The sequence below is a fragment of the Arthrobacter sp. Y3224055 genome (assembly GCF_059090825.1).
The window spans coordinates 973660-999765 of the sequence record NZ_JBNHGB010000001.1 but is presented as its reverse complement, the minus strand read 5'-3'; the positions used below and the strand labels follow the sequence as shown (position 1 = coordinate 999765).

The 26106-nt window shown below is 63.6% G+C and carries 22 protein-coding genes and 1 pseudogene; 7 read left to right on the top strand and 16 right to left on the bottom strand.

Annotation, left to right across the window (positions count from 1 at the left end; genetic code table 11):
* Positions 1-475: 475 nt before the first annotated feature.
* From AC5RTY_RS04785 to AC5RTY_RS04775, 3 genes are all read right to left on the bottom strand, one after another.
* On the bottom strand, positions 476-1240 hold the full coding sequence (locus AC5RTY_RS04785) for a 4a-hydroxytetrahydrobiopterin dehydratase (RefSeq protein WP_494139117.1): 765 nt from the start codon (positions 1238-1240) through the stop codon (positions 476-478).
* 146 nt (positions 1241-1386) lie between these two features.
* Positions 1387-2118: a hypothetical protein gene (locus AC5RTY_RS04780; RefSeq protein ID WP_494139116.1), complete on the bottom strand. Its 732-nt coding sequence runs from the start codon at positions 2116-2118 to the stop codon at positions 1387-1389.
* A gap of 313 nt (positions 2119-2431) precedes the next feature.
* Complete coding sequence (locus AC5RTY_RS04775) at positions 2432-3130, bottom strand: histidine phosphatase family protein (RefSeq protein WP_494139115.1); 699 nt, start codon at positions 3128-3130, stop codon at positions 2432-2434.
* Positions 3131-3342: 212 nt separating this feature from the next.
* Here AC5RTY_RS04775 and AC5RTY_RS04770 point away from each other — a divergent pair, with 212 nt between their 5' ends.
* Genes AC5RTY_RS04770 through AC5RTY_RS04755 form a run of 4 tightly spaced genes read left to right on the top strand, consistent with a single transcriptional unit; the run spans position 3343 to position 7558 of the window.
* Positions 3343-4314 carry a glucosyl-3-phosphoglycerate synthase gene (locus AC5RTY_RS04770; protein WP_494139114.1) on the top strand — a complete coding sequence of 324 codons (972 nt, stop codon included), beginning with the start codon at positions 3343-3345 and terminating at the stop codon, positions 4312-4314.
* Positions 4315-4317: 3 nt separating this feature from the next.
* Positions 4318-5445, top strand: coding sequence for a glycosyltransferase (locus tag AC5RTY_RS04765; protein WP_494139113.1), 1128 nt, complete (start codon positions 4318-4320; stop codon positions 5443-5445).
* A complete protein-coding gene (locus AC5RTY_RS04760) occupies positions 5442-6458 on the top strand; it encodes a Gfo/Idh/MocA family protein (RefSeq protein WP_494139112.1) in 1017 nt (338 codons plus the stop codon). Before AC5RTY_RS04765 ends, AC5RTY_RS04760 begins: the two co-directional genes overlap by 4 nt.
* The gene (locus tag AC5RTY_RS04755; RefSeq protein ID WP_494139111.1) at positions 6455-7558 is read left to right on the top strand and encodes a zinc-binding dehydrogenase; all 1104 of its coding nucleotides are present in this window, start codon (positions 6455-6457) and stop codon (positions 7556-7558) included. The genes AC5RTY_RS04760 and AC5RTY_RS04755 overlap by 4 nt, the downstream gene beginning before the upstream one ends.
* Before the next feature lie 48 nt (positions 7559-7606).
* On the opposite strand, the gene AC5RTY_RS04750 is transcribed toward AC5RTY_RS04755, so the two are convergent.
* The 3 genes from AC5RTY_RS04750 to AC5RTY_RS04740 form a co-directional block, all read right to left on the bottom strand.
* Positions 7607-9733 carry a calcineurin-like phosphoesterase C-terminal domain-containing protein gene (locus tag AC5RTY_RS04750; protein ID WP_494139110.1) on the bottom strand — a complete coding sequence of 709 codons (2127 nt, stop codon included), beginning with the start codon at positions 9731-9733 and terminating at the stop codon, positions 7607-7609.
* Positions 9734-10394: 661 nt separating this feature from the next.
* Positions 10395-11885: a hypothetical protein gene (locus tag AC5RTY_RS04745; RefSeq protein ID WP_494139109.1), complete on the bottom strand. Its 1491-nt coding sequence runs from the start codon at positions 11883-11885 to the stop codon at positions 10395-10397.
* Between the two features lie 588 nt (positions 11886-12473).
* Entirely contained in the window at positions 12474-13385 is a 912-nt protein-coding gene (locus tag AC5RTY_RS04740) for a hypothetical protein (RefSeq protein WP_494139108.1), read from the bottom strand.
* Positions 13386-13953: 568 nt separating this feature from the next.
* Here AC5RTY_RS04740 and AC5RTY_RS04735 point away from each other — a divergent pair.
* The gene (locus AC5RTY_RS04735) at positions 13954-14613 is read left to right on the top strand and encodes a hypothetical protein (protein WP_494139107.1); all 660 of its coding nucleotides are present in this window, start codon (positions 13954-13956) and stop codon (positions 14611-14613) included.
* Here the strand turns inward: AC5RTY_RS04735 and AC5RTY_RS04730 are convergent.
* A complete protein-coding gene (locus AC5RTY_RS04730) occupies positions 14610-15209 on the bottom strand; it encodes a recombinase family protein (protein ID WP_494139106.1) in 600 nt (199 codons plus the stop codon). The genes AC5RTY_RS04735 and AC5RTY_RS04730 overlap by 4 nt on opposite strands.
* Before the next feature lie 164 nt (positions 15210-15373).
* Positions 15374-16024 carry an EthD family reductase gene (locus AC5RTY_RS04725; protein ID WP_494139105.1) on the bottom strand — a complete coding sequence of 217 codons (651 nt, stop codon included), beginning with the start codon at positions 16022-16024 and terminating at the stop codon, positions 15374-15376.
* A 90-nt stretch (positions 16025-16114) separates the two neighbouring features.
* On the opposite strand from AC5RTY_RS04725, the gene AC5RTY_RS04720 reads away from it, so the two are divergent.
* Positions 16115-16816, top strand: a complete 702-nt coding sequence (locus tag AC5RTY_RS04720) for an IclR family transcriptional regulator (RefSeq protein WP_494139104.1) — start codon at positions 16115-16117, stop codon at positions 16814-16816.
* On the opposite strand, the gene AC5RTY_RS04715 is transcribed toward AC5RTY_RS04720, so the two are convergent.
* From AC5RTY_RS04715 to AC5RTY_RS04705, 3 genes are read right to left on the bottom strand one after another with little or no spacing between them, the layout of a single operon-like run.
* Positions 16813-17259: a nuclear transport factor 2 family protein gene (locus tag AC5RTY_RS04715; RefSeq protein WP_494139103.1), complete on the bottom strand. Its 447-nt coding sequence runs from the start codon at positions 17257-17259 to the stop codon at positions 16813-16815. The genes AC5RTY_RS04720 and AC5RTY_RS04715 overlap by 4 nt on opposite strands.
* Before the next feature lie 33 nt (positions 17260-17292).
* Complete coding sequence (locus AC5RTY_RS04710; protein ID WP_494139102.1) at positions 17293-18420, bottom strand: NAD(P)/FAD-dependent oxidoreductase; 1128 nt, start codon at positions 18418-18420, stop codon at positions 17293-17295.
* A gap of 31 nt (positions 18421-18451) precedes the next feature.
* Positions 18452-19225 (bottom strand): SDR family NAD(P)-dependent oxidoreductase, encoded by a 774-nt coding sequence (locus AC5RTY_RS04705; RefSeq protein WP_494139101.1) that lies wholly within the window; start codon positions 19223-19225, stop codon positions 18452-18454.
* A gap of 520 nt (positions 19226-19745) precedes the next feature.
* Between AC5RTY_RS04705 and AC5RTY_RS04700 the strand changes: the two genes are divergently transcribed.
* Positions 19746-21677 carry an oxidoreductase gene (locus AC5RTY_RS04700; RefSeq protein ID WP_494139100.1) on the top strand — a complete coding sequence of 644 codons (1932 nt, stop codon included), beginning with the start codon at positions 19746-19748 and terminating at the stop codon, positions 21675-21677.
* Between the two features lie 110 nt (positions 21678-21787).
* Here AC5RTY_RS04700 and AC5RTY_RS04695 read toward each other — a convergent pair whose 3' ends face one another.
* From AC5RTY_RS04695 to AC5RTY_RS04675, 5 genes and pseudogenes are all read right to left on the bottom strand, one after another.
* On the bottom strand, positions 21788-22504 hold the full coding sequence (locus AC5RTY_RS04695; protein WP_494139099.1) for an SDR family oxidoreductase: 717 nt from the start codon (positions 22502-22504) through the stop codon (positions 21788-21790).
* Between the two features lie 4 nt (positions 22505-22508).
* The gene (locus AC5RTY_RS04690) at positions 22509-23315 is read right to left on the bottom strand and encodes a sugar phosphate isomerase/epimerase family protein (RefSeq protein WP_494139098.1); all 807 of its coding nucleotides are present in this window, start codon (positions 23313-23315) and stop codon (positions 22509-22511) included.
* Positions 23316-23442: 127 nt separating this feature from the next.
* Positions 23443-24174 carry an SDR family NAD(P)-dependent oxidoreductase gene (locus AC5RTY_RS04685; RefSeq protein ID WP_494139097.1) on the bottom strand — a complete coding sequence of 244 codons (732 nt, stop codon included), beginning with the start codon at positions 24172-24174 and terminating at the stop codon, positions 23443-23445.
* Between the two features lie 87 nt (positions 24175-24261).
* On the bottom strand, positions 24262-25608 hold the full coding sequence (locus AC5RTY_RS04680) for an MFS transporter (protein ID WP_494139096.1): 1347 nt from the start codon (positions 25606-25608) through the stop codon (positions 24262-24264).
* Between the two features lie 290 nt (positions 25609-25898).
* Positions 25899-26059, bottom strand: a pseudogene (locus tag AC5RTY_RS04675) (recombinase family protein); the annotation flags it as partial.
* Positions 26060-26106: the final 47 nt, after the last annotated feature.

Sequence of the window (26106 nt, the reverse complement as noted above, 5' to 3'; positions counted from 1 at the left end):
CCTGAAACTGTTGCCCTAAACGTATTCCGCCCATACCCTGAGCTCAACGACAGGAGTTAGGTATGGAATTCGCCATCATCGTTGCGATCCTTTGTGCGGCGTGTATCGCTTGGGTGGTCTTGGGTGCCCGCGCCGACCGCCGGCCAGTAAAGGGTGCCCGGGCTCCCGTTAGCACGGATGCGGCCAGCACGGGAGCGTTTGGAGCCACTGCCTACGGAGGGGATGCCGGAGGCGGCGGTGGCGGCGACTGCGGCTGACAGGAAAAAAGAAGCCCGGACCGCCGTCGGTCCGGGCTTTTCCTGTGGTGACGGTCAGTGCTGACAACCCCTTCTGATGGTTGCCAGTCCTGCGAAGGGAGCGGATGTCCATGGCTTCGGATATCAACTTAATCCCGTCTGGCGCTGTGGCCGGGGCATTAGCCCTCGGACGGACATGGAATGTTTTCATGGCCGCATAGCAGCGTGGACCGACCCGTCTAGTCGCCGCGTCCGGCTTCAGTGCTGATGCATAACCGGTTGCCTTGGGCATCGGTGGCCACTACCCACATGGGTGCATGTTCATCATCGAGTGTGGCACCAATGCTTACCAGGGCATCCAGAGTCGAGGTGCTCTCGCTGAAGGGGACAGTGACGTCCAGGTGGAAACGATTTGCACTGGGACTCTGAGACTCCTGAAACCAGATGGCCGGACCCCTGCCGTAGGGATCTATCAGGCTTCCGTCTTCGTGCATCTTGTAGCCCAGTGCAGTTCGCCAGACTTCCGAAATGGCTTCCGGGGCATCTGTGTCTATGGCTATCTCCACTGTGCGCAAGAGTCCCGGGAGGGGCGTGGCGCTGTGGGCGTGGGCCTGCTTCGATATCGAGCGGGCCAGCGTTACGTCGCGCTCCGTCACCCTGTCTCCGGCATCGTGCGAAGTTAGCGTGATGAACAAAGTGTCGAACCGCCAGTCCACGTCAGGGTGGTGGTCGGATTCCTGCGCCAGCCCGCCAATGGTGGAAAGCAGGTCCAAGGCAGCTGCGGATGATTCACATCGAAATGCGGTCCGCAAGGCACCCAGACCGTAGCGCCATTCCGGCAACTGGAGCAGATTTGCTTGGATTTGCTCCTGGTTCAGAACATCTCTTGCTTGCATAACTTTCCCCTCCACGTTTCGAGTAGGGCTTGAGTCTTCCAAAGTATCTGGAATGCCCGGGGGCGCACTCTCCGGATTCGGGCTGGTTCCGATTTTGAGTTCGGTCACCGGGAGTGCTATGTGTAACGATATCCGGAGCCGTAGTTATGGTGATTCACGCCAAGATGAACCCGGCTATTCCCAATGAGTGACCGGGTTCAGCTTGTTGCTGATGAGGCATGTGGGTCTTGATTCGGTTCTGAAGGCTATGTGGGTTACCCGCCATGGGCCAGGGCGTCGTTGACGAGTTTGATGAGTTCGTCCTGTGCTTCTTCCTCGATGTCGAGTCCGATTTTCACTGCGGTGGCCGCGAGCGGTCCTTGCGCTCCGGCTACAGACATGACCTGCTGGCTTTGCCCGTTCGGCAACTTCTGGGTGGTGATGGAGCCGAGGGACTGCTCACCGTCTGTGGTCACGTCCAGTGGGGTGATCTTGCTGCTGATTTTCTGTCCTTCCGCTTCGATTTCGAAGTCGGCGCACTGCTGCATGGATTTTTGTGCTTGTTCGAACTGGTCGGCGACGACTTGCGGGTCTTTGACGGCGACGAGGGTGATGACGGTCTGGGACTTTTCTTCGGCCGATTGGCTGGCTCCAGCGGCGTAGGTGCTGCCGTCGGGTATTTGGGTCTGTTCGGTCGCGAACATGGAACAGGCTTCAGGGGTGATGGTCGCGTTGGCCAGCAATTCCTTCGCGGCCACGAGTCCCTGATCGATTTGGGCCGCCGGAATGATTGAAAGTTGTTGGCCCTGCGCGTCTTCCAGACCCGCGATCACTTCCTTGAGGTCGTCGTTGGTGTATGTTTTGGCCGCCGAGGTGGCCTGCGGCGATTGGGCGGTAGGGGAGGCGGCCGGCTCGGCGGTCCCTTCTGGCGCTGCTTCACCTCCGCAGGCTGTGAGCATCAGCATTGTGGACAGGAGCACTGCGTGAACCCCGGTTGTGCGCGCCATTCTTAACGTCTCCCTCGGTTCGCCGGTCACCGGCCGTGGACATGCCGGCATGATGCGCGGCATAGGGCGTATCCTTCGCTGGTCCTCTTGTAAAAAGCTTGTTCCAGCATCCACCCCGGTTGTGCGGAGGCACCGCGCGACCAACCAGCGCGCCGAAGTTGGCGATGCCGTGGACGTGGCTTCTCCGCCGGGCCCGGGTTGGTGCAGTCTTTGCGATGTCGCCACCAGTCCGCCGTAGTGCTCTCGGCGGGCCCGACGGCGCGGTGGATCTATGGATGTCCTCGTCTCAACCTTCGGATTTGCCGGATGGATCCTACCCCTGGTCATCGTGTTCGGCCGGCATGTCGTCTGCCAGTGCCGAGGAGGGATCGGGCAGGGTTTGGGCGTTGTAGTCGACGACCTGCCACCCGCGGTCCGGGTGCTTTTCAAGCACCGTCCAGGCGCAGTTTGCCATGCCGGCAAACATCTCGCGCATGTGGGCCGGCGCGTCGAAGAAGGCCAACAGCCCGCTTCGGAGGGCGGCCCCGTGTCCCACCAGGACGCCCGTGCCGCCTTGGCCCAGTTCTGCGGCGGCGTCCTGCATGACCGACTTCATCCGCCCGTTCACTTCGGAGGGCAGCTCGGCCCCGGGAACCCGGTAGTTCTCCTCACGGAAGAAGCTCTCATAGATGCTCGGATGCTGTTCCCGGAACTCCGCAAAGGTCGTGCCTTGCCTGATGCCCACATGGTACTCGCGCAGCCGCTTGTCCAGCACCGGTTCCAGCCCGGTTAACGCGGCCAGCTCTGCAGCAGTGTGGCGGGCGCGTTCCAGGTCGCTGGACCAGATGAAATCGGGTTGGAACGTTGCCAGCAGCCGGGCAGCCTGCTTGGCCTGGACACGGCCGGTCGCATTGAGCGGGATGTCGGCATGGCCCTGGGCCTTTTCCAACACGTTCCAGTCGGTTTGGCCGTGCCGCCACAGCACCAGGCGGGGCCGATGGACGCGGCCGCCCGCGGGGACCTGCTGCTGCATCAATTCTCCTCACTGCTGCCGCCTGCCGCGGCCTTGCGCAGACGTTTCCGAGCCGCCCGCACCGGTATCGCCCCCCCTTTCCTGGGGACGGCCGCCCCTGCCAATCTCGCGGAAACTATTCACAGGGCAGGATCCGGACCGTAGGCTTCGACTTGATCCTACCGACAGCCGGCCTTGGGGGATGAACCGGCGCTCGATGAGAGGAAGCCGGAATGCGGGCAGACGTTCTGGAGTGGTTCTCCGCCAAAAATTATCAAGGCAAAAGCTTCGACCGGCACGAACTCGTGAAACGCAAGGCCGGCCAGCGGATCAGCGTGGTGCTTCCGGCCAAGAACGAGTCGGCGACGGTCGGGTCGATCGTGACCGCTTTGCGCACCGAACTTGTCGAGGCGATACCGCTCCTGGACGAGATCATCGTGATCGACTCCAACTCCACGGACGATACCTCGGCCGTGGCCGCGGCCGCCGGTGCCAAGGTTGCCCACCAGGACCTGATCCTGCCCGGCACCGGATGCACTCCGGGCAAGGGCGAAGCCTTGTGGAAATCCCTGGCCATCGCCAACGGCGACCTTCTGGTGTTCATGGACTCGGACCTGCGCCGGTTCGATGCACAGTTTGCCGTCGGATTGATAGGCCCGCTGCTGACCGATCGCCGGACCCACTTCGTCAAGAGCTACTATGACCGGCCGCTCGACGACGGGGTCAAAATCATGCCCGCGGGCGGAGGCCGCGTCACGGAACTGGTGGCACGCCCCCTGCTGAACCTGTTCTGGCCCGAACTGGCCGGGATCGTCCAACCACTGGCCGGCGAATACGCCGGCCGGCGCAGCCTGCTCGAAAGGATCCCCTTCGTCTCCGGCTACGGGGTGGAAACCGGCATGCTGATTGACGTGTTGGAAGCCGTGGGCCTGGACGGGATGGCCCAGGTGGACCTGGGCGAGCGCTGCCACCGCAACTCCACGGACGCTGAGCTGGCCCGGATGGCGCTGCAGATCCAGCTTACCGTGCAGGCCCGGCTGCACCGCCGTGGCCTGGCCCCGGCCGCCCCTCCCGCCGTCGAGCTGACACAGTTCATGCGCCAGGGGGAGGACTACGTCGGGCAAAGCTGCACCGTTGAAGTGTCCGAACGTCCGGCGATGCTGGACGTGGGCCAGTACCGGCTCGCGACCGGGCACGTGGCCTGAGCCGTGCGGATTCTCATCAACGCCGGCCCCTGGTTGCCTGTTCCGCCCCGCGGGTACGGGGGCATCGAAACGGTGATCGCCACCCTGATTCCAGAGTTGCGCAGCGCCGGGGTGCATGTCACCCTCGCCACGGTGGGTCCGAGCACGATCGAGGCGGACGCCTACCTGTGCCCGCTCGACGAACCCCAGTTCGCCTCGATCGCCCTGCCCTACAATCAGGTCTCGGGTATCGCCCACGCGCATATGCAGGGCGTTGTGCAGGCCATGTACGACGGCGGCGCCTGGGACCTGGTGCACGACCACCTCGAGGTGGTGGGACCTGCCGTGTTTGCCGCCATGGGACCTGCCGCTCCGCCGGTGCTGCAGACCCTGCACTGGGATCTGGGCAAGCACAGCGCGTTCTATTCGTCCTTCAACGGCCGCGGCCGCATCCGGTTCGCCGCGGTCTCGCAGTCCCAGCTGGAGCGCGCACCAAGGGCGCTGCAGCGCCAGACGATCGGCGTCGTCCCGCTGGCCGCTCCGCCCGCCCTGGACGTCCACGCGGAGAAAGCCGGTCACGCCCTGGTGCTGGCCCGCATTACCCGCGACAAGGGGCAGGACGCCGCGCTCAGGATCTGCCGCCTGGCCGGCCTGCCGCTGGTACTCGCCGGACCCGTCGCCGGAATCAACGACCCGGCCGAGCTGGACCGCCGGCTGGCCGATGGGGACCCGCACCTGGCCTCCCACCCGGACGCCAAGTACTTCCGGGAAGAGGTCCATCCGCTGCTCGACGGCGGCCGGTACCGCTGGATCGGCGGGGTCGAAGGCGAGGCGAAGGAACGCGTCCTGCGCTCGGCCCGGGTGCTGCTGGCCCCCAACCGGTGGGCCGAACCCGGAGCCACCGGGGTAGTGGAAGCACTCTCCCGCGGCATCCCCGTGGTGGGAACACCGCTGGGAGTGCTGCCCTCGCTGGTAGACCACGGCCGCACCGGTTTCCTCGCCGCCGATGAGCAGGACATGGCCCGATTCCTGCAGGAACTGGGCGAAATCAGCCCACAGGACTGCATCGACGCGGCGGCGGCATGGACACCCGAGGCGATGGCTGCCAGTTACCTGCGCCTGTACGACCAACTCCTCCAGGAGGCCAGATGAGCGTGAAAGTAGCCCTGATCGGGGCCGGCTCCGTCGGGCGCCGGCACGTTGGCGTCCTGCAGGAGCTCGGCGCCCGGATCACCAGCGTCACCGACGCGCATGCGGCTGCGGCCGAGAAGCTGGGGCGTGAAGTGGGCGCCCCGGCGTTCACCAATCCCGAGACGGCCCTCGACCACACGGAAGCGGACGCCGTCTACGTATGCGTTCCGCCGTTCGCGCACGGGCCCGGTGAACGGGCCGCGCTGTCCAGGGGACTGCCGCTGTTCGTGGAAAAGCCGGTCGGCCTGGGCCGGGAAACCGCGGAGGAAATTGGAGCGCTGGTGGAAGCGGCCGGCGTCGTCACCGGCACCGGCTACCACTGGCGCTGCATGGACGCCGTCGGACATGCCCGCGGTCTGCTCGCGGAGGCCCCGGCCCTGCTGGCCAACGGCTACTGGCTGGACAAACGGCCGCCGGTTCCCTGGTGGGGGCGCATGGACCGCTCCGGCGGTCAGGTGGTCGAGCAGCTCACGCACGTGCTGGACACCGCTCGCTTCCTGCTCGGCGAAGCCGTCGAGGTCTACGCCGCCGGGGTGCGCGGGACGGAGACCGGGCATCCGCCGGACGACGGGTCAGGGCCGGAGCCGGACGACGTCGACGACGCCACCGCGGCCACCGTCCGCTTTGCCAGCGGAACCGTGGCCACGCTCGCTGCGACCTCGGTGCTGGCCGCCAAGCACCGCGCGGCTCTGCACATCGTGAGTCGAGGCCTGTACCTCGAGCTGTCCGAGGCCGGCTTGAGCAGCTTCGACGGCACGTCGCGCACGGACCTGGGCTGTGCCGAGGACCCGCGCATCGCCGTCGACCGGGAATTCATCGAAGCAGTCCGCGGCGAACGGGAAAGCACCCGCACACCCTATGCCGAGGCCCTGCGCAGCCACCGGCTCGGCTGTGCCATTGCCGAATCGGCGCGCACGGGGCTGCCGGTGAAGCTGCCCGAAGAGCGGCCGGCCACGGCAGGGGCAGCGCCGTGAGGAACCGGCGCAACCTCGTCATTCCTGCAGCAGGAGCCCTGGAAATCGTCGAGGAGCAGCTGCCCGAAGTCCCCGACGGCGGGCTCCTGCTCGAAACCCTCGTCACCGGCCTGTCCGCCGGCACCGAACTGGCCTTCGTCAAGGGCGACCACCCCGGGCTGCGGTCCCGCCTGGATCAGGAGCTTGGCCTGTTCCTGCAGGACTCGGCGGAGGCCGCCTACCCGATCCGCCGGCTGGGCTACATGGAAGTCGCCCGGGTCGCCCAATCCCGCACTCCGGCCTTCACCGAAGGGGACATCCTTGCCACGGCCTATGGCCACGCCACCGCGCATGTGGCCGACCCGCTGCGCGAGCATCTGGTGCCGCTGCCCGGCGACCTTGACCCGCTGCTGGGCGTCTTCGTCGCACACTTCGGGCCCATCTGCGCCAACGGCCTGCTGCACGCGGCGGCAGATGAAACCGGCGGTATGGTCCGCGCGTTGGGTGACGGCGTGGACGGCCGGCTGGTGCTCGTCACCGGAGCCGGGCCCATCGGGCTGGTCACCGCCCTGTTCGCCCGGTCTCTCGGCGCGCGCGAAGTCGCCGTCGCCGACTCCGACCCCCGCCGCCGGCAGCTGGCCGAAGAGCTGGGCTTCCTGGCCCTCGACCTGAACGACGACCCCGGCAAAATCCTGAAAACACGATGGCGCCACGGTCCCGGGGACCGGGGCGCCGACGTCGTCTTCCAATGCCGGGGTCGCCCCGAAGCGCTCCACGCGGCCCTCCGAGCGGCCCGCCCGCAGGGAAGCATCATCGACCTGGCCTTCTACACCAGCGGGGCCGACGCCGTACGGCTGGGCGAGGAATTCCACCACAACGGGCTCAACCTGCGCTGCGCGCAGATCGGCAGGGTGCCCCGCGGCCTCACGGCACAGTGGGACCGGGCGCGGCTCTCGGCCGAAACCATCAAGCTGCTCGGCACCCACGGTGACACGATCCGCAAGCACTTGATCTCCGACGTCGTACCCTACGAAGACGCGCCGCTGCTGATGCACGACGTCTCCCGCCGCCGACGGCACGTCCTGACCGCGGTCTTCGCCGTGGCCCCCGCGTTCCTGTGAGCGCGGCTGGCAGGCACCCGCGGGACTAGCGCAAGCGGCGTGCAACCATCACCACACGACGTCCTCGCCGAAGGTGTCCAGCCGGAAGCTCTGCTGTGGCCGTTCTTCGACGACCTCGAAGGCGAGGGTCTCGGTGTGTTTGTTACCGTAGCGGTCGGTCCACACCACCTCGGCCAGGTGCATGCCGTTCTCGAGGTCGGCCGACAGCGGGATGCGCCACAGGTGCGGGGACCCATCGGCGAGGTTGCCTTCCACCGGGCGCGGTGCGGAGGGCCCGTAGACCTGGCCGTTGTACAGGTGCAGGCCCTGGGCCTCCGGGTTCCCCGAGGTCGACTGATAGGACATCCGGGCGCTGGTGAGCTGGCGGATCAGCGCTGACGGGTCGGACCACTCGACGCCGCGCCGGACCTCTTCACCCGCCGCCGGCTGGGTGATCTCCGCGGTGACGGGTTCGGCGCCGTCGATCGAGACGGTGACGGTGGAGTCGGTGGTGCCCGCCCAGACGTTGGCGGTCAGGTAGGTGCCTCCGTTAAGGTCCTCGCGGGTAATCATGTTCTGGTCCCCGAGATCTCCCAGGGTGAGCGGGGGCACCGCGTCCTTGTGCTTGTTCTCCCAGGTGACGGGGTGCTCGTCGCGCCAGTCGATCAGGGTCTGCGCCCAGTGGCGGTAGTGCGGGGAGCTCACGCCCAGGCCCATCTGGTCGCCGTCGCGGCCGGTGGCGTGGAAGGCGTGCCGATAGTCCGTGCCGGAGAAGTCGAAGGTCCAGAAGCCCGGCAGCGCGCCGTCGCCCTGGAAACTCATCGGCTGGCCGTCGACGTCGTAGTCCCCGGCGTACCAGTCTCCCGACACGGCGCCGGCGACGATGTGGTCGAACGGCACAGCCTTCACCCCCACGGCCTCCTCCCACGCCCCGAGGGAATCCCCCTCGGCCATCGACTCGACCCAGTGCGAATGACCGGACAGGGACAAGGCCTCGCGTCCTTCGAGGAGTTCGTAGAGCGTGCGAACGTCGTCGGTCTGGTGCTGGGCGCTGTCCGCGCCGGAGTGGGACACCAGCGGGATGTGCGTGGCGACCACGACGCGCTTGTCCTTGGGCACGGTGGCCAGATCCTTCTTGATCCACGCCAGGGTGTCTTCCCCGAGGCGGCCGTTGTACGCCGGGGCGCCGGCCGGGTCCTCGCAGGCCGGCCGCTTGCCGTCGGCATTGTCGTCCTCGGGCGTGCACGGGTATTTCACGTTGTTCAGCGCCAGCACGTGTACCTTGCCGACATCATAGGAGTAGTTCTCCGGTCCCCAGTGCTGCCGGTAGGTATCGAACGACCACCGGGCGTCCGTGGCGTCGAAGTCCAAGTCATGGTTGCCGGGGATTGCGCGCACAGGCATGCCCATTAGGCCCAGGGCCTCCTTCGCTCGGTCGTACATGCCCAGGTCATCGCCGGCGATATCGCCCAGCAACAGGGCGCCGCAGTCGGCGGCATCATAGGCCGCTGCTTCGCGCAGCGCACCGTTGCGTGCATGGGAGATCTCCTGGTTGGAGTAGGCCTGCGGATCGGCCAGCACCAGGCACCGAATGTCCTCGCTCGCCGAGGAGGGATTCTTGATCAGCGGGAAGTTCACCGCGGCGGGCAGTTCCCCGGTGGGCTCCAGGCCACCGAAGCGCAACTCCTGCTCGGCGGTACCGTTGGGGGCGTGGGTGTAGGAGAACTGCGCGATGTTGTTCTCATCGACCGGGGTGTCCCAGCCGGCGGGCTTGGTGACGAAGAAGGTGTCCTTGTCCTTCGCCGGCAGCTCGTAGCGGCCCTTGGCGTCGGTCTGGACCACCTCGCGGCCGTTGGACACCGTCACCCCCGGGATGCCCGTCTCGCCTTTATCCCGGACCGAGTTCTGGTTGGCGTCATCGAAGACCACACCATCCAGGACATCCTCTCCGGTCTCGCCCTCGGTGACGACGTCGGGACCGCCGACGTACGCCGTGGGGTCCACCCCATCATCGACGGGCTTGTCCCCGCGGTGACCCTTGGCCGGCGCGTGGGCCGGCGGGTTGCCCTCCGCGCCGGAGTGCTTCGGCGGATCCGCCGAAGCCATCTGCACGCCGAAGAACGCCAGCGGTGCCAGCAGGGCCAGGGCGGTGCCGCCCGTCAGGGCACGACGACGCCGGGAGACAGGGGAAGACATACAGATTCCTTTCGCCAGGGTGATTGCTGTTGGAAGCAATCCCTCAAGCTAGGACTCCCGTATGACCGACCGGTCCCTGTTCCGCCACACCCAGGTGAACGGGCGGCGAAGCCTGGCCGCGCAGGTGCCCTTGACTGCACCGGGGCGGCTGCGGTCCCGTTCCGCCGCGTAAGAGTCGGCTCGTTTCGTGCACGCGGAGAATGCCGCCCGGGGACACCCCAACGAACATATGCGCTGTTACCGGCTATTCCGTCACCGAGTTAGCTGAAAGCCGCCGCATTGCTTCGGTCCCCGCGCGAGGTAGACAGTTAGAACTAGCCGATACGGGCGCCATGAGATGACCGATATCCCATCAGCGCCTGTGCATGTCACACCTCGCGTCTACCGCATGTTCTGGGGCCTGGCGGCATGAAGCCTGCCCGATGGCATCCTAGATAGCCGTTCTTGGTGCGCACGAAAAAGCCTCTGACGTAACTAGGACGCCAGAGGCTTCTGGTTAGCTGTGCAAACTCAAGAGGTAGTTGGCCGGATTGTCCGAAGACCATGAGCTAGGAGCACGTTTCGAGCCTCCTCATACTTGCGCATATTCACCGGAGCACGTTTGCCTTGAGCAGAACTTATAAGCAGGATCGGTTGTTCACGCCGAACTGGGGAAGTTTGCTTACTCCCCTTGATGACTCGCTCTTTTGGCATGTGCCCTCCTTCCGCTCACTTCGAGTATGACAGATCCAAGCAAGGTCGCAGCAACGACCACTACCGCGAGTCCTAGAGACGCTTTCCAGTAGATCGTAGTGACATCGTGAGGGGCGTTCAGGACGAGGAGGGCGCCTGCAGCAAACAAGATGATAGCGAGAAAACCTGAGACGCAGCGCAAAGGGGACAATAAACTACTTGTGAGTGCATTTTCGTCTCCCCGTGCATTAAGCGCAATAAGGACGGCTGGGATAAATAAGAGTAACGCATTGGCTGCATCCACCGAAGCAGAAAGCGACTTGTATGCATCCGGAACTACCAACAGTGCGCCGAAAATGATAGATACAGCAATAGCCGAAAGTAAAACGGAGTGGAGTAAACCACGGCGATCTATTGCAAAACCTAATGAAGCGGATTGGTCGGTCACAGAGGAAGGGGCATAACTACCACTCATGTGACCGACAACTGAATGTGAGCGATTCACTTGGGGAGAGCCGGATTCGTCAGGGGGAAGTTGCACCTTAGTGCTGATGAGGCCCTTGGGCGCTTTGCACTCCAGATGGTAGCTCGCTGCCATGTCTATGGAATCAAGTGTGATATCCACAGGAAAACTTAGAAACCCTAGACCAGCGAATAAGGTTCGAAGGAAACGCCGAATTGGATTGCCGGCGGCTCGCGATTCCCAGTGATAGGAATATTTCAAAACTTGGCGTTGCCCCACCTCCGAAGGGCTTACTTGTGTCATCAGTATGAAGTTGCTGGCTATGTCTAGGAGCAAGGAGGCTGAAACGGCGTCAAGATCCATCTCTTCGATCAGGTCAGTTGCATCAGTGATAGCTATCTCGCTGGGTCCGATGGCAATGGAATAGATCCTTTCCCATGCCTCGGGCCTTATGTCCTCCTGGCGGAAAACATGGATGAGGTAGGCAACGGCAGCGGCCGCTAACCTGCCGTTTTGCTGACGTCCCAAGACCGGAAGAGACGTGCCTGAGCTATCTTGTACGTCCAGGTCACGGAGGGTCTCCTTGGCCATAAAGGCCAAAGGGACAATGCCTAGCTTCTGTCCCTCATTTAAATGAACGCTGTCGCATTTCTTTTCCTCATGTCTCCCAGAGCTGTCTGAGCAGATTCCGAGTGGAGTGCAGTCAAGTGAAATTCGCCGTCTTCCGCGTTGCCCTTCTAGGAGGTTGAGGGAGTCAACACGGCGGTGGGACCAATAAGATACGTCGATGATTGCGACGGCTAAATCTCCTCCTTGGTGGAGGAGATCGCCAGTAAGCTCTGGTGCATTCTTTGTTGTCTGTTGTACTTTTTCGGAATAGTCATGCGGTTCTTCTACAAAAAATCTCGCCAATTTTATACAGATGTACACTTCTAGCGCGATCGAGAGGGTGATGGCTATCGCGCTAAATAGGGACACCTTGCCGCTATTCCTTTCAAAATCGTCTAATGCATGCACTAGGTCAGTACAGGTAAGTATGCCAGTCTAGTAGGGGTTCAGCTTTGCATTTGGCAGCCCGCGCGCTCGGAGTTGCGAAAGGTGTAGTAGCCGACGACCCGCAAAATGTCCATGAGTCAACCTCTTACGGGTCGGTCTTTACTTTGCTGACCATGGCAGCTGCCGGCCGCAGCCGAAGACTTCGGTGTCGAGAAGTAGTGTGCTTATGCCTCCGAGGAAAAACGCGAGGACAGGCCAAACCTGCTCAAAGGTCATGGGATGATCGTACGTTTTTGACGGTCGTCACTGAGGTTCATCTCATCAAAGGACCCTTTTGCTGGGGCATGGACCTGCAGCCTGCGTCCCGGCAGGCCGTCCCAGATTTTCAACACCGGCTTGTCTCATCAAAATGTCTCGCTCGCGCATTCTCAACAAGTAAGAAGAAGACCTTTGACGGGACCTGGGGAGCGGGACGGCCGGCATCATCCGTTAGGTCACAATGCGTTCTTCACAGCTCAATTTGGCGGCTGCGATGCCCTGCAAGCCTAGGGGTTCAAGGCGCAAATTTTGATGAAGGGAAGATCCAGCAGGGCAGGGGAAACGATTGGGTCAGACCTCTCTCCAGGACACGGTGTCGAGCAATTCGAGAGCAGTGAGCGGATTGCTGACGAGCTGAGCCAAAGCAAGCAGCTTCGAGGGGAATGCACCCGGCGCCGTCGCTAGGTTTTCTTCATCAAAGAACGTATGTAACCTCCGGTGGAGCCCTAGCGGCAACATGTCAGCGACTTCTTTCTCCAGCTTGCGGGCTTCGATAGAGAGCGCAGAGGGCATGTGCCGTCGCATGCATTCGAGCCTGGTTTTTGGTTGCGGTGCGGGCAGCGACGCAGCTTCGAGCAGTCGAGCCCCAGCGCCGCACACCCACGGATGTGCCGGATCGACCGCTAAGGGAATAGGGATGCCCTGCACGGCCTGGATCGCGCCCAGCCTGACCGCGAGAGAAATGCTCGACGGGTCTTCGTGGGTGTTTACGTAGCGGAATGCGTCGATGTCAGGGGCGCAAATCTCGGCCAACTGCACATCACCGACGAAGTTGGTGGGCTCCGGATGAACGCCTGGTTCGATGGCAGCGTTGGGGCGGAGATGGACCCGATAAAGATAGAACTGTTGGCTGGCGCCGTCTTGGTCCGTCATCCGCCTGAGCATGTTCTCGATCGCTGCCTCGTAGGTGCCTAGGTGCAGTGCCTTGGCCATCTGGCCTTTGGCCCAGCGTTCCAGCCCTTTCCCGTCGGCGGTGATTCTTTTCATTCTTTGCTTGGTTATGTCGGTGAGACCAGCGCTGGGGTCGAAGGATCGATCGGGCCAGTTCGCGTGCGTTGAAGTGTGATACCAGTACGTTTCACGCACCTTCGTGTCATCGTAGGCGGGGTCGTCTTGAGCGGCCCAGAAGTCAGGCCGCTCCTCGGACTCGCAGTTGGTGCCACACTCCGGACAGGCTTCATCTCCTTGATTGAAGCGGTCCAACCACACAGCGTTTGCATGCCACTCATGGCTACAAGTCCCGCAGCGCATCCCGCGGAGGCGTTCAAAATTCACTGCTCGCTCGATCACGAGCACAGTCTCACACGAGTCATGGACACGATGGTATTTGCGGGCGTCGGGCTGCAATCGGTGTATGCGTCTCACAACGCTAGCGATTTGGGTCACCTGGTTGTGAAACACATTAATCCAGTTAGGAGAATGGTTAACTGCCCCGCACGCAATTGGATTGGCCTACGGGCAGGCTGTCGGGGTCCCTGTAGATTCAGATGGTGTGCGAAAGAGTGACAGCGGCTGCGGAGAACATGGATGAGTGATCGAGAGAAATATTTTCAGGCTGACCCAGCGCGAATCCGAATTGGCGTGGGCGGGCATGAGATTCGCTTTCAAACGAATCGAAGAGTGGCACTGATCTGGCCAGGAAGCTTGGAATGTCGGCTCTGGACCAGTCTTAGATGTTGCGGACGCACTGACTGAGCCACATCAGGTCTCGCACCTGGTCGGCTATCTGCTCCATACTGCAGTGGACCATCTGCATGCGCTAAAGACTCTGATGGCCGATGCCGAAGTTCAACATACGTTCGCGCCGTACACCCTGATTCGAGGCTCTATTGAAGCAGCATCAACTGCTCTATGGGTCCTCCAAGATGCTGATCCGCAACTCGTTACGCGTAGGGCTCTACATCTGGAGTACCAGAATTTGTGGGATCAAAGGCGAGCCACAAGGTTAGTCGATAAAGACGCCGATTTTGACGAGGAACGTTTAGCTCTTATTAAGAAGGTCATCGATCGTAACAAATTGACCACTGCTGTGGTCAAGAAGCCGCTCCACGTCAGCGACATGATAACGACTGCTGCCGCAGTTTTCGCCCTGCCAGCTTCCCGTTTGACCTGGCAGATGTGCTCAGCTGCAGCCCATGGACGCCCGTGGGCTAAGCAGTTCCTCACCCTTTTTGAAGCCCATGATGACGACGGGATTTCGAAGACCCTCAGCGGACAGCTCACTTCCAATCAGCTGGCCCTTGCGGTGTCGCTCAATAACACCTGTGCGGTCTTCGATAAAGCACGAACGGTTCGCAACAAACACTCACGCAATCCCGGCCACACAGGCTCAAGCTTCATCAGCCCATCGTCTGGGCTGCATCTTGTAACCAAGAGGCTGTTGAAGCGTGAAGCTGCTGCACCGCTTACATTCCAGGCAGGAGAGGCCTAGGGGGCGACGGCCGAGGGCACCCCGCTGACTGTGGCCGCTGCGGCTTGGCGCAGGTATTGGTAGACCGTCTCCCTGCTGATCCCGTATTCCCGCGCCAGTGTCGATTTTGGGATACCGGCGGCCGCGCGGCGAACGAGTTCCGCTGCCTGTTCGGGGGAGAGGGTCTTCTTCCGGCCCCGATATGCGCCCCGCTGCCGGGCTAAGGCGATGCCCTCGCGCTGGCGCTCCTTAATAAGGGAGCGTTCGAACTCGGCGAAGGCGCCCATGACTGAGAGCATGAGGTTGGCCATGGGGGAGTCCTCGCCGGTGAAGACCAGTCCTTCTTTGACGAACTCCACCCGGACACCCTCGGCGGTTAGTTTCTGAACGAGGGCTCGCAGGTCGTCCAGGTTCCGGGCCAGCCGGTCCATGCTGTGCACCATCACGGTGTCCCCGTCGCGGGCGAAACGAACCAGTTCGGTTAAATGGGGCCGAACGGTGTCCCGTCCGGAAGCCTTGTCGGTGAACACACGGTCGAGTGCCTGGCCTTCGAGTTGGCGTTGTTCGTTCTGGTCCAAGGTACTGACCCGCACATACCCGATCCGCTGACCTGTCATCCGCCCTCCAATCTCCGAAGTGTCAGGTTGAAATCTTAGACCCTCGTCCAACTGTGTCAATAAATAACAAACCCGACCCTATATGGACATCATTTCGCATCCTGCCTGACGTCAGGTTGGTGTGTACCTCAATCTGTCAGGCCGGAGTCGTTGTCCTGTCTGCCTTAGTACTCCGGCCCTTCGACGAGGATGACTTCTTCGACGAGCATGGTTGTGCAGGTGGTCAGGGGCCCTGTCTCCATGAGCAGTCCACGGTTAAGGAGGTCCTGCGCGATTGCGTCGGTGGCTACCCAAATTTCAGCGAAGGCGCCGAGGGCGGGTTCGACTGGCGTCGAGTCCCCGGTTTCGATGATCCGGTTCACGCGGAGGGTGAACCGACCGCCTAGTTGGTCGTCCAGGAATCGGTATAGGTCTTCTTCAGCGGCAGAAGCGTCCTCGGGGTTTCCTACCAGGATGAGGGTGAGCTTGGTGTTGCCGCGGTGTTTCTGGCCGCGGAGCCGGCCGGGTTGCTGGACGGTGACGGTGTGAGCGTCGGAGATGGACGCGAAGTCGTTGTAAGCGATGGCTTGTTCAGGCGAGTCCATGCTCTGGAACATGGTGTGGAGGTCGTCGAACCAGATCTGTGAGTAGGCATCCACGCGCGGAAGGAAGGTGGCCTCGGGCAGGTCCCACCTGCGTACACGGTGGTTCTGTTTGTAGGCGCGGGCCTTGGGCAATCGCGCTGCCAGCGGCCCCTGCACCTCGCGGAAGTGCCTGGAAAACTCGGCATTGCTGATGTCCTCGCGCCGGCGGAGAAGCGAACTGCGCAGAATCATGTCAACCTTTACCTGAGGCTTGTGGGCACCGAATTATCCGATTATCGGGATATTCTGGAAGTGTGATCATACTATTTTCGAGAGGGCGCCATGGGCAGGCGCCGTGAAAGCCCTGAAACTGCCGCTTCTTCCATTTCCCAGACGCTGGACCGCGGGATCACGGCGCTGGAGATGATTGCTTTCGCCAGCGAGCCGGTGGATGTTGCGACGGTGGCGGAGAAGATGGGGGTAGGTAAGTCTGTCGCTTATCGCTTAGTCAGGACGTTGGAGGCCCGCCGTCTGGTGCGCCGGACATCGCATTCCTGCTACGAGCCCAGCCTGTACCTGGGCCGGGTGGGCGCGAAGTCCTACCGCCCGCTTCAGGCTGCTGCGGTTCCGCACATGCGCAAGCTGGCCAATGCCTTGGGGCATACCACCTACATTGCCATGCGCGAGGGCGATGAGGTCGTGACCATCTGGGTCGAGGAGCCGACGTCGACGGACACGATTGCCTACCGTCCAAGCGTCCGGCATGCGGTGGGCAAAGGGGCAACCTGGATCGCGCTGATGGCGGGGGAGCCGCCGGGCCCGGAGGACACGCGGGACATCATCCGGGCGCGTGAGACGGGGGTTGCGATGACCACCGGCCAGGTCATCCCCGGACTTAGCGGGATGGCCTCGCCGATCATGGCCGGGACCGGTGAATGTGTCGGTGTCCTCGCCACGGTCTTCCTGAACCGGGGCGAGGACACCATGTTTATCGGCCGCAAGCTGCTGGTCGCGGCGCAGCTGATCGGTGAAGAACTGGCCTAGAAGCCCTTGTCCAGGTGCATGGCCTTGCGGACGAACCGCCAACTGCCGTCATCCTGCCGGGCGACTTCGTCCACGCAGGTCCCGGTAGCCACAAGGCGGCTGGTGTCGCCCTCGGTGGCGAAGACGCTGACGTAGGAACGGACAGTGGCGCGGTCCTCCGACATCTCGTCGGCGATGACGTTGGTGATCAGGTGGCGGCGCTGATCGGTCTGGGACTCTTTGAACTTGCGCACCAGGGCCGCGATGGCCTCCCCGCCCCGGGTCGGGGCCGAGGCCTCACCGTCGGCGATGCGCATGGTGTATTCGGCGTCATCGGTGAAGCAGTTGGCGATGGCTTCGAAGTCGCGCGAATCGTGCGACCAGGTGTACTTGGCCAGCAGCTGCTGGATGGCAGCCCAGGTAGTGTCGGTCATCTGGTTGACGGTCAGGGTGTTTTCGGTCATGGTGTTGTCCTTCTTATGCGTGGGAGTGAGGGTTCAGTTCGAGGAGACGCGCAGTCCGCGTGCGGCGTCCCGCGGGCCCAGCCCGAAGGCCGGATCTTCGGGGCCGCCGTTGACCAGATCCTTTAGGTGCCGGGCAACGCGCAGGGCGTGTTTGAACGCGTGGCCGGAGTCCCCGCCGGCGAACCACCAGCGGGACTGGTCAGGATGGCGGGCCAGGATGAACTGGGTGTCCGCGGTGGAGCTGTACTGGCAGGGGTGGATGTGGGCCAGTTCGGCCGGTCCCAGGGAGGGGAAGCGGCGGGCAGCGTAGGCCAGTGCGCTCTCGATGGTGTCTTTCCCGGGTTCCGGGCGCCCGTTCCAGGGGTTGAAGGCCGGACCCGTGGCGGAGCTGGCGACCTTGAACCGGCCGTTCTCCGCGCCGATGCCGTAGCGCATGCCGGAGGGATCGATCCAGGCCGGCACCTGCCCGACGGACCATTCGTCGCCGGGCGCTTGCACGAAGACCGCGTCTTGCGCTGTGACGGTGCAGTTGATGATGCCGGGGAACAGGGCAGGCAGCCAGGCTCCGGCCGCCCACACCACGTTTTCGGCCTCAAACCGTACCCCGTCGATTTCTACTCCGGCCCCAACGGGGCGGGCGGTACCTTCGATGATGCGGGCGCCGCGCGTGCGGGCGCTGTCGGCCAGTACCTCTACGCAGCGGCGGGCGCGCAATACTCCGGCTTCCGGTTCGAAGACGCCGAACTGTATGTCGGCGGTGTTGATCGAGGGGTACAGTGCGGTGATTTCCTTCGCCGTCAGGCGTTTGACCGGAATGCCCTGTTCGCTGAGCTCCCGGTAGGTGTCTTCTTCGAAGCGGCCCTCGCCGGTGGCGAGCCAGAGGGCGCCGGTGCGCAGGATGAGCTGCTCGCCTGCTCGTTCTTCGAGGGCGCTCCAGTCGGTGTGCGCCTCCCAGGCCCAGCGGGTGTAGGCGGTGGAACTGCCGTAGCCGCTGCGCAGGATGCGGGTCGTGTCGCCGGAGGCCGACTCTGGGTGGCCCGGCCGGCGGGCCTCAACCAGCACCACATCGTGGCCGGCTGTGGCCATTTCGTCGGCGATCGCGGTGCCCAGGACTCCGCCTCCGACCACCAGGGTCTGTGCGCTGCGGGGATTGGTGGACATAGTAGTGGTACTCCTAAGGGTGGGGTGCCGGTCAGGCGGAAATGCCGCCGTCGACCGTGAATGTCTGGCCGGTGATCCAGTCAGCCTTGGGGCTCTGCAGGTAGAGGGCCATCGATGCCATGTCATCCGGCGTTCCGGTCCGGCCCAAGGGGTAGCGGGCCGCCATGGCTTTCATGGCATCGTCCTTCGGCACGCCGGTGTGTTCTGCGCGCTTGCTGTAGAGCTCCTCAACCAACGGAGTGACGACCAGCCCCGGGCACAGGCTGTTGACCCGGATGCCGTGTCCGGCCAGGTCATGCGACATCTGGCGGGACAATGCGATGACGCCGCCCTTGCTCGCCGCGTAGGCGGCCTGGTTCGGGAAGGCCTTCAGGCCGGAGATGCTGGCGGTGAAGAGAATGGAACCCTTGCCGGCCTCCGTCATGGCCGGGATGACGGAGCGCGCGGTCAGCATGGCACCTGTGAGGTTGACATCCAGGGTGCGGGCCCAGCTGCTGAGTCCGACGTCCGTGACTGATCCCGCACCGGGCAGGCCGGCGTTGGCGAACACGCCGTCCACGCGGCCGTAGCTATCCAGGGCGGTACCGGCCATGCGCTGGACCGAGTCCCAGTCCGCTACGTCGACCTGCGCGGCCACCGCCTCGCCGCCTTCGGCAGTGATCGAGTCGACCGTCTCGTTGGCGGCTTCGGCGTTGAGGTCGGCGCAGACGACGCGTGCGCCTTCGGCGGCGAACCGTTGTGCGGACCGCCGGCCCAGGCCGGAACCGGCTCCGGTGACAATCTGGACGGTTCCCGGAAGTTCCATGAAATTGCTCCTCGTGCCTCGTTTAGGAAAGCCGACCGAGTACTCGCCGATGGTCCTGCAAATGTGTCGGGCTTCACTTCGAATGTAGGGGCAGCCGGCAGGGCGGCGCCAACAATCGGAGCACTAACAGCTGTCCCATAAACCGAAAAAAGCAATAAAGGCGAATTTGTGCCTATATCCGGACTACGCGGACCTGCATATGCCGATATTCGAGCCAGCTTCGCCTATAGCCCAGGTATGCGGAAACCGCTCCGCTGGCCCTGCATCATCCTTTGAGTGGCGTGATCCAGCCCACCTATGATGATCGAGCAGCGGCGCATCGGGTCCACTCCCTCCAACGCAATGCCAGCCATAGTCGAAAGGCGAGCCGGGACGAATGGCGCTTTCACCACCCGGTGCCTCGGCACCGCCGGCGTGCGCGACGCCGAACCTTCCGGGGAATCACCGACGATGCCAACCGGCCCGTAAGCCGGCCCGCTTCCGCCCGGCAGGCGGAACCCTCCATCCTGAAAGGACCATCATGTTACTTGGAGAACCTCTGGCCTTGGGTTCCGTGACGCTGCGGAACCGTATGGTCAGCGCTCCCATGGAGCGCAACTATTGCGACAGCGACGGGAACGTGAGCGACCTCTATATCGAATACCTTGGCAACCGCGCAGCCGGGGGAGCGGCCCTGGTCTTCACCGAGGCAACCTATGTCCGCCAGGACGGCAAGTCGCGGGCACGGCAAATGGGCCTGATCACAGACGAACACGAGGCCGGTCTGCAGCGGCTGGCTTCCCGGGTGCATGCCGCCGGATCCCTGCTCGGCATCGAGCTCAACCACGGCGGCCGCACTTCGCAGAGCCGGGCCTCGGGCCAGTGGCCGGTGGCCCCGTCGCCCATCCCGTTGCAGGCGCCGGGCTCCGACGTGCCGCATGAGCTGACCATCGAGGGCATCCGCGACATTGTCCGTTGTTTCGGGGAAGCCGCAGCACGCGCATATCGGGCCGGAGTCGATGTGCTGAGTATCCATGGTGCCCACGGCTACCTGGTTCAGGCCTTCATGTCCCCGGCCACGAACCGCAGGACCGATGTCTATGCCGACCCGGCACTGTTTGCCCGCGAGGTGGTCGAAGCCGTCCGCGCTGCCGCACCCGGCGTTCCGGTGGGCATCCGGCTGTCGGCCTTCGAAGGCAACGAAGGCGGGCTGACCGCTGCCCAGCAGCTGGAGGTTTTCGAGCGGATCGGGCCGGACCGATTCGACTTTGTGGATGTCTCCGCCGGCAACTATGAGGCCCCCGAGTGGAGCGTGCAGCCGGCTGAGTTCGCCCGCGGCCTTCTGGCCCCCTTTGCCGAGCCGTACCGCAGGTTCGGTATTCCCGTAGGCGTGGCCGGCCGGATCTGCGACGGCGACACCGCAGAAAAAATCCTCCAGGCCGGCCAGGCCGATTTCATCTCCATGGCCAGGGCGATCCACGCGGATGCCCGATTCCCGCTGCGCGTCCTGGGCAACCAAACGTACCGGCCCTGCATCGCCTGCAACCTCTGCGCCGACGAACTCGGGACCGGAAACCCGATCCGTTGCTCGGTGAACGTGGAGGTGGACCAGCCCGGAGGCGAGGACGTGCAGCTCGATACAGCTGCCGCCCACACCGTTCTGGTCGTTGGGGCCGGCCCCTCCGGACTCGAGGCCGCCTGCGTGCTGGCCGAGGCCGGCCACGAGGTTACGCTCGTGGAGGCTAATGACCGGATCGGCGGCCAGTTCCGGCTGCCCGCCACGCTGAAGGCCGTTCCCGAATACCACCGGCTGCTCCAGTGGTACGAGGCCAGAACCAGCGATGCCGGTGTGCGTGTCGAACTTGGCACGCGGATGACATCGGAATCCATCGCCGCCCGGCAGCCGGACGCGATTATCCTCGCCACCGGATCCCACGGGGTCCGGGGCAGCTTTGAAGGGGCCGCCCAGGGGGACTTCACCGATATTCGGGAATGGCTGTCCTCCAATCCGGATACGCCGGCTTCGGTCACGATCATTGGGGGCGACCGAGAGGCCGTCGCCGTCGGCTATGACCTTGCCAACAAGGGCACGGTAGTGACGATCATCGCCGAGGAGGACGAGATCGGGCTCGACGTGGGCCGCCGCGCCAAGATTCTGACGCTTCCCTACCTGCTCAGCGCGGACAACGTCACCATCCACACGAACAGTTCGGCGGAGCGGTTTGACCTGCCGCACCTGCTCATCCGCACTCCCGAAGGGACCGTCAGGCACAAGGCCTGCGGGCCGATACTGACGACCCTGGGTGCCGAGGTCACCACCGACCTCTCCGACGCCATGGATGCGGGCACGTTCGTCCACGCGCAGGCAGCAGGGCCGAACGAGACAGTGATTGAAGCCCTGCAGACAGGCCGGAACGCCGCCCACACAGTCATCAGGAGTCTTACCGCGAAGGTGGCAGTGCCGACGGCCTGAAGCCGACTCCGACCATCAAATGCCCGGACCTAAAGGGTCCGGGCATTGCCGTCGGTCTGCCAGCCTGGGCTGGGGAAGGGCGCCATGCCTCCGGCGCAACCCGTGAGGGATCAGGGGGTGGTGCGGGGGCGGATGACCACCGACTCCAGGGCCGCGTCCTGTGTGGTCTCCAGCGCGAGCCTGACGGCGGCCGCGACCGATTCCGAGCGCATATACCGTCCCGCCTGGTACGGGCCCGGGGTGCCGGCCTGAAGTTCGCGCTGCATGTCGGTATCCACCCTGCCAGGATGAATGGACGTGACCCGCACACCCTTATCCCGTTCCTCTTCCCGCAGCGTGTCGGCGTAAGCCTTCAGCGCGAACTTGGTGGCGCAGTACATCGATCCACCCGGGTAGGTGTACAGGCCGGAGCCCGAGTTGAGGAAAACGATGTCGCCCTGGTGCTCCCGCAGTTGCGGCAGCAAAAGACGGGTCAGGTCCACGGCGGCAACGACGTTAATTTCAAAGGCTTCCCGCCACTGGCCGCGGGTGAAAGAATCCGCCGGACCCATCCACGCTGCGCCGGCCGAATGCACGAGAATATCGACGGGCCCGGCCCGCTGCACGGCCAGTTCGGTGGCGGCACCGTCGGTCAGGTCGGCCACGAAAGGTTCCGCGGACGGATACTTGCGGACGGCTTCCATCACGGAGGTTTCAGTCCGGCCGCCGATCAGCAGATGGTGGCTGTCGGCCAGGATGTCCGCGATGGCCCGGCCGATGCCGCGGGTGCCCCCTGTGATGAGCACGCGGCGAAGGGACCGGCCGGGCTGGGCGTCGACCGTTGCCATGGTGTCAGTGCCAGCCGAGGGCGCGCATCCGGTCAAAGTCGCGGCGCCAGCGCGCCCAGTCCACCCCTGGAGTGACGAGTTCATACACGGTGTCGCCGGTGTATCCGATGTCCTGGAGGACGCGGGCGAACCCGGCGAAGTCGACATCGCCGTCGCCCATGTGGGCGTGGGCGAAGCGCGCGCGGGTGGTGTCGCTGATGTGGGCCAGCAGAATCTTTTTCTTCACGTTTTCGACCTCGGGGCGCATGTCTTCGCCGGTGAAGTAAAGGTTCGCGGCATCCACGGTCAGCCCGAGGTTCTCGTGCGCGAACATCGTCACTTGGGCCAGCAGCTGGGTCGGCGTCTGGAGGAACCCGAACGGGGCGTTCTCCAGGCCCAGACGTACCTCCCTATTGATGGCGTGCTTCAGCAACTGCTCTAGCCGGTCATGGAAGACATCCAGTGCGACCTGCTGGTCCATCGGACACAGAGAGTTGTACCTGCCGGGCACCACGACGACGATCGGTGCTCCGACCGCCGAGGCGAGGTCGATGGTCTTCACCAGTTGTTCGTGGGCGGCGTCGGCCAGGGAGCCGTTCGGGCTGATGAGGTTGAGCTCCACCGGGTTCAACGAGGTGAAGGAGAGACCGTGGGCCTGGGCCGCAGCGTTGATGCCCTGAGCAAGTTCCCCTGTCGAGATGCGCAGGTCGACGTGGGGCAGCGAAACAGTCAGTTCGGCGCGGTCCACACCCATGTCTGCCAGCTTCCCGAACCCCGCATCCAGGGTTTCGGTCCACATGTATCCAAAGTTGGTTCCAGCCAGTCTGGTCATCGGTATTCCTTTTAGAAGTTTCGTAGGGAATGCAGCCGCAGCAGCGGGCCCCGTGTTCGGCCCGGCTGCTGCGGCTGCTGCGGCTGAGTTCATGACGAAGAACCCGGCTGCGAAATGTGCAGGTGAATCACAGGACCGTGTACCCGCCGTCAATGGTCACGCACGCCCCGTTAATGAATCCGGCGCCGTCGGAGGCCAGATAGGTCACCAGCGTTGCCACTTCCTCCGCCGTTCCGAAACGCCGCAGCGGAATGGGGTCCTTGGGGATGTCGGCGAGGATCCCGCGGGTGAGTGCGGTCTCGATGGTTCCGGGCAGGATAGCGTTGGTGCGCACCCCTTCCGGGCCATACTCGGCCGCCAGATGCTTCGTGTAGCCGATCACGGCGTGTTTGGAGGCCGTATAGGCCGCCCCGCCCTTGCCTGCCACGATGCCCGCCAAAGACGACACATTAACGATGCACCCCGCGCCCCGTTCGATCATCCCTGGAAGCACGGCATTGGACATCTCAAACGCGCTCGTGACATTGATCGCGAACTGGCGGTCCCAGAGCCCCCGGTCGGTTTCCAGAGAGGCCTTGTAATAGTCGAAGACTCCGGCGTTGTTCACCAGCACGTTGACCGGGCCGAACTCTCCGGTCGTGGTGTGCACAAGCCGCTCGATGTCCGCCGCTTTCGTCAGGTTCGCCTCAATGCCCACCGCCTGCCCTCCGTCCGCACGGATGAGCCTTGCGACCTCTTCCGCGCCCTGGCCGTCGAGGTCAGCAACAGCGACCCGGTCTCCCTGCCGCGCGAAATGCTCAGCCTCGGCCCGGCCCATTCCCGAGGCTGCACCGGTGACGATGACGGTCTTCTTATCCAAGTCGGTTCCTTCAATGTAGTGGGTCTAACCGTCGAACTGCGTTGGCCCGTGCGGCTCATTCCGGGCCGCACGGGCCAACGCGTGTGCTCAGTAACTGCTGCTCCGCGCCCCGGCCTTACCAAGGTCATGGGTTGGTACTCGGTGGGTTTCACGGGCTGTGGCGATGCCGATCCCGGCGATCGTGAGCAGGACCGTGATGTAGACGGCGGCGGGCATCCAATCTGTGCTTCCTGCCGGAACAAGCAGCCCTGCAATCGCAGGGGTGAACCCGACCAGGATGAGCCCGACCTGGTTGCCCAACGCGAAGCCGGTGTAACGGATCTTCGTGGGGAACATTTCGCAGAAGAAGACGGTCCACACCCCGTTGAAACATCCTTGGAAGATCGCCTGGTTCAGGAACAGCCCCAGGAAGGTCAGCGCCCAGTCGCCGTTCGTGATGGCCCAGAAAATGAGGTAAATGGAGGCGGTGGCTCCTACGATGCCCGTGAGGAAGACCGGACGGCGGCCGATCCGGTCGGCCAGCATGGCGAACAGGGGGATGGTGACAATCGATACGCCGATGCCGGCGGCATTCATCATCAGGATCGATGAGCGGTCCATGTCGACGTTGACACCAGTAGCGTACGAGATCACGAACACCGAGATGAGCGTGTTCATGGCCGAGTAGAAGGTCACGAAGAATACCCGCAGCACGGTGCGCCAGTGGTGGCGCACTACGGTCACCAAGGGGATCGGGTCGGGGGCCGACTCCTGCTTTGCCTGCACATACTCGGGGCCCTCCTTCAAGCGGGCCCGGACGACATAGCCCACGAACAGCACGACCACGCTGCACAGGAAGGGAATGCGCCAGCCCCACGAGTACAGGTCCTCTTCGGGCAGGGCGGTAATCGGGATGAACACCATCGTGGCGAAGACCATGCCGAAGGCGTAGCCGGACATGACGAAGCTGTTAAAGAATGCCCGGCGGTGCTCCGGTGCGTGTTCCAGGCTCAGCGTCGATGCGCCCGCGGACTCGCCGCCCGCCGAAAAGCCCTGCGCGAGCCGGCACACTGTCAGCAGAATCGGTGCAAGAATGCCAACCTGTTCGTACGTGGGGAGCAGGCCGATCGCAGTCGAGGCTATGCCCATGATGACCAGGGACAGCACCAGTGACTTCTTGCGGCCGATGCGGTCGCCGATATGACCGAGAACGATGCCGCCCAGCGGGCGTGCGAAGTATCCGATGCCGAAGGTGGCAAGAGCTCCCACGGTTGCGACCACAGGGTCGCCCTGCGGGAAGAACAGATGTGAGAAGACCAGCGCCGCCGCGTATCCGTAGATGAAGAAGTCGTAGTACTCCATGGCGCTGCCCACGAACGCGGCGGCGGCAGCCCGTTTGGGAGTCTTCTGGAGCTGTGGGCGCTCGGCGGCGACCTGCTCAGTGTGAGTAGCCAAAATCGGCCTCCGTTAATGGATGTGGTAGGTCAATTGTGACGGCCACGATCGTCCTGATCCTCTTCGATCGGCGGTGTGGATCGGCAGCGCCGATAGGCCGTCGCCTGAACCTGTTTCGTTCAGTTCTGATGCTCAAAAGAGTAGGTGCGGCAAAAATTGGGGTGCAATGCAGATCACACCGGAGTCGCGACGATTTACCGGATAACGACTTACTGTTCTTCGCAAACCGATATATGGAATTGAGGTCACACTATTGCCCGATATGTGGCCTATTCGGGGTTTGTGAGGATCAGGGCCTCGCGCAGCCCCGGCCGGTCGCGGTTGGTTCCGGTAAGCCCATGATCGGTATAAATCATTCGGGCACGCCCAATGCGGACAGCCCGTTCCGTTGGGAGGTGAGGTCTTGTTCATTTGTCGATACACGGGCGTAGCCGACGACGTGAGCGGTCATGGCTCCACCTGTGGCGTTTGGGCCACCTTCACCGGGCTTTTTTGCGG

Bases quoted from the DNA above. Each gene is read 5' to 3' on its own strand.
- AC5RTY_RS04780 (WP_494139116.1), bottom strand. From the start codon at position 2,118: ATGGCGCGCACAACCGGGGTTCACGCAGTGCTCCTGTCCACAATGCTG.
- AC5RTY_RS04775 (WP_494139115.1), bottom strand. From the start codon at position 3,130: ATGCAGCAGCAGGTCCCCGCGGGCGGCCGCGTCCATCGGCCCCGCCTG.
- AC5RTY_RS04770 (WP_494139114.1), top strand. From the start codon at position 3,343: ATGCGGGCAGACGTTCTGGAGTGGTTCTCCGCCAAAAATTATCAAGGC.
- AC5RTY_RS04760 (WP_494139112.1), top strand. From the start codon at position 5,442: ATGAGCGTGAAAGTAGCCCTGATCGGGGCCGGCTCCGTCGGGCGCCGG.
- AC5RTY_RS04750 (WP_494139110.1), bottom strand. From the start codon at position 9,733: ATGTCTTCCCCTGTCTCCCGGCGTCGTCGTGCCCTGACGGGCGGCACC.
- AC5RTY_RS04735 (WP_494139107.1), top strand. From the start codon at position 13,954: ATGGCCGATGCCGAAGTTCAACATACGTTCGCGCCGTACACCCTGATT.
- AC5RTY_RS04730 (WP_494139106.1), bottom strand. From the start codon at position 15,209: ATGACAGGTCAGCGGATCGGGTATGTGCGGGTCAGTACCTTGGACCAG.
- AC5RTY_RS04725 (WP_494139105.1), bottom strand. From the start codon at position 16,024: ATGATTCTGCGCAGTTCGCTTCTCCGCCGGCGCGAGGACATCAGCAAT.
- AC5RTY_RS04720 (WP_494139104.1), top strand. From the start codon at position 16,115: ATGGGCAGGCGCCGTGAAAGCCCTGAAACTGCCGCTTCTTCCATTTCC.
- AC5RTY_RS04715 (WP_494139103.1), bottom strand. From the start codon at position 17,259: ATGACCGAAAACACCCTGACCGTCAACCAGATGACCGACACTACCTGG.
- AC5RTY_RS04710 (WP_494139102.1), bottom strand. From the start codon at position 18,420: ATGTCCACCAATCCCCGCAGCGCACAGACCCTGGTGGTCGGAGGCGGA.
- AC5RTY_RS04705 (WP_494139101.1), bottom strand. From the start codon at position 19,225: ATGGAACTTCCGGGAACCGTCCAGATTGTCACCGGAGCCGGTTCCGGC.
- AC5RTY_RS04700 (WP_494139100.1), top strand. From the start codon at position 19,746: ATGTTACTTGGAGAACCTCTGGCCTTGGGTTCCGTGACGCTGCGGAAC.
- AC5RTY_RS04695 (WP_494139099.1), bottom strand. From the start codon at position 22,504: ATGGCAACGGTCGACGCCCAGCCCGGCCGGTCCCTTCGCCGCGTGCTC.
- AC5RTY_RS04690 (WP_494139098.1), bottom strand. From the start codon at position 23,315: ATGACCAGACTGGCTGGAACCAACTTTGGATACATGTGGACCGAAACC.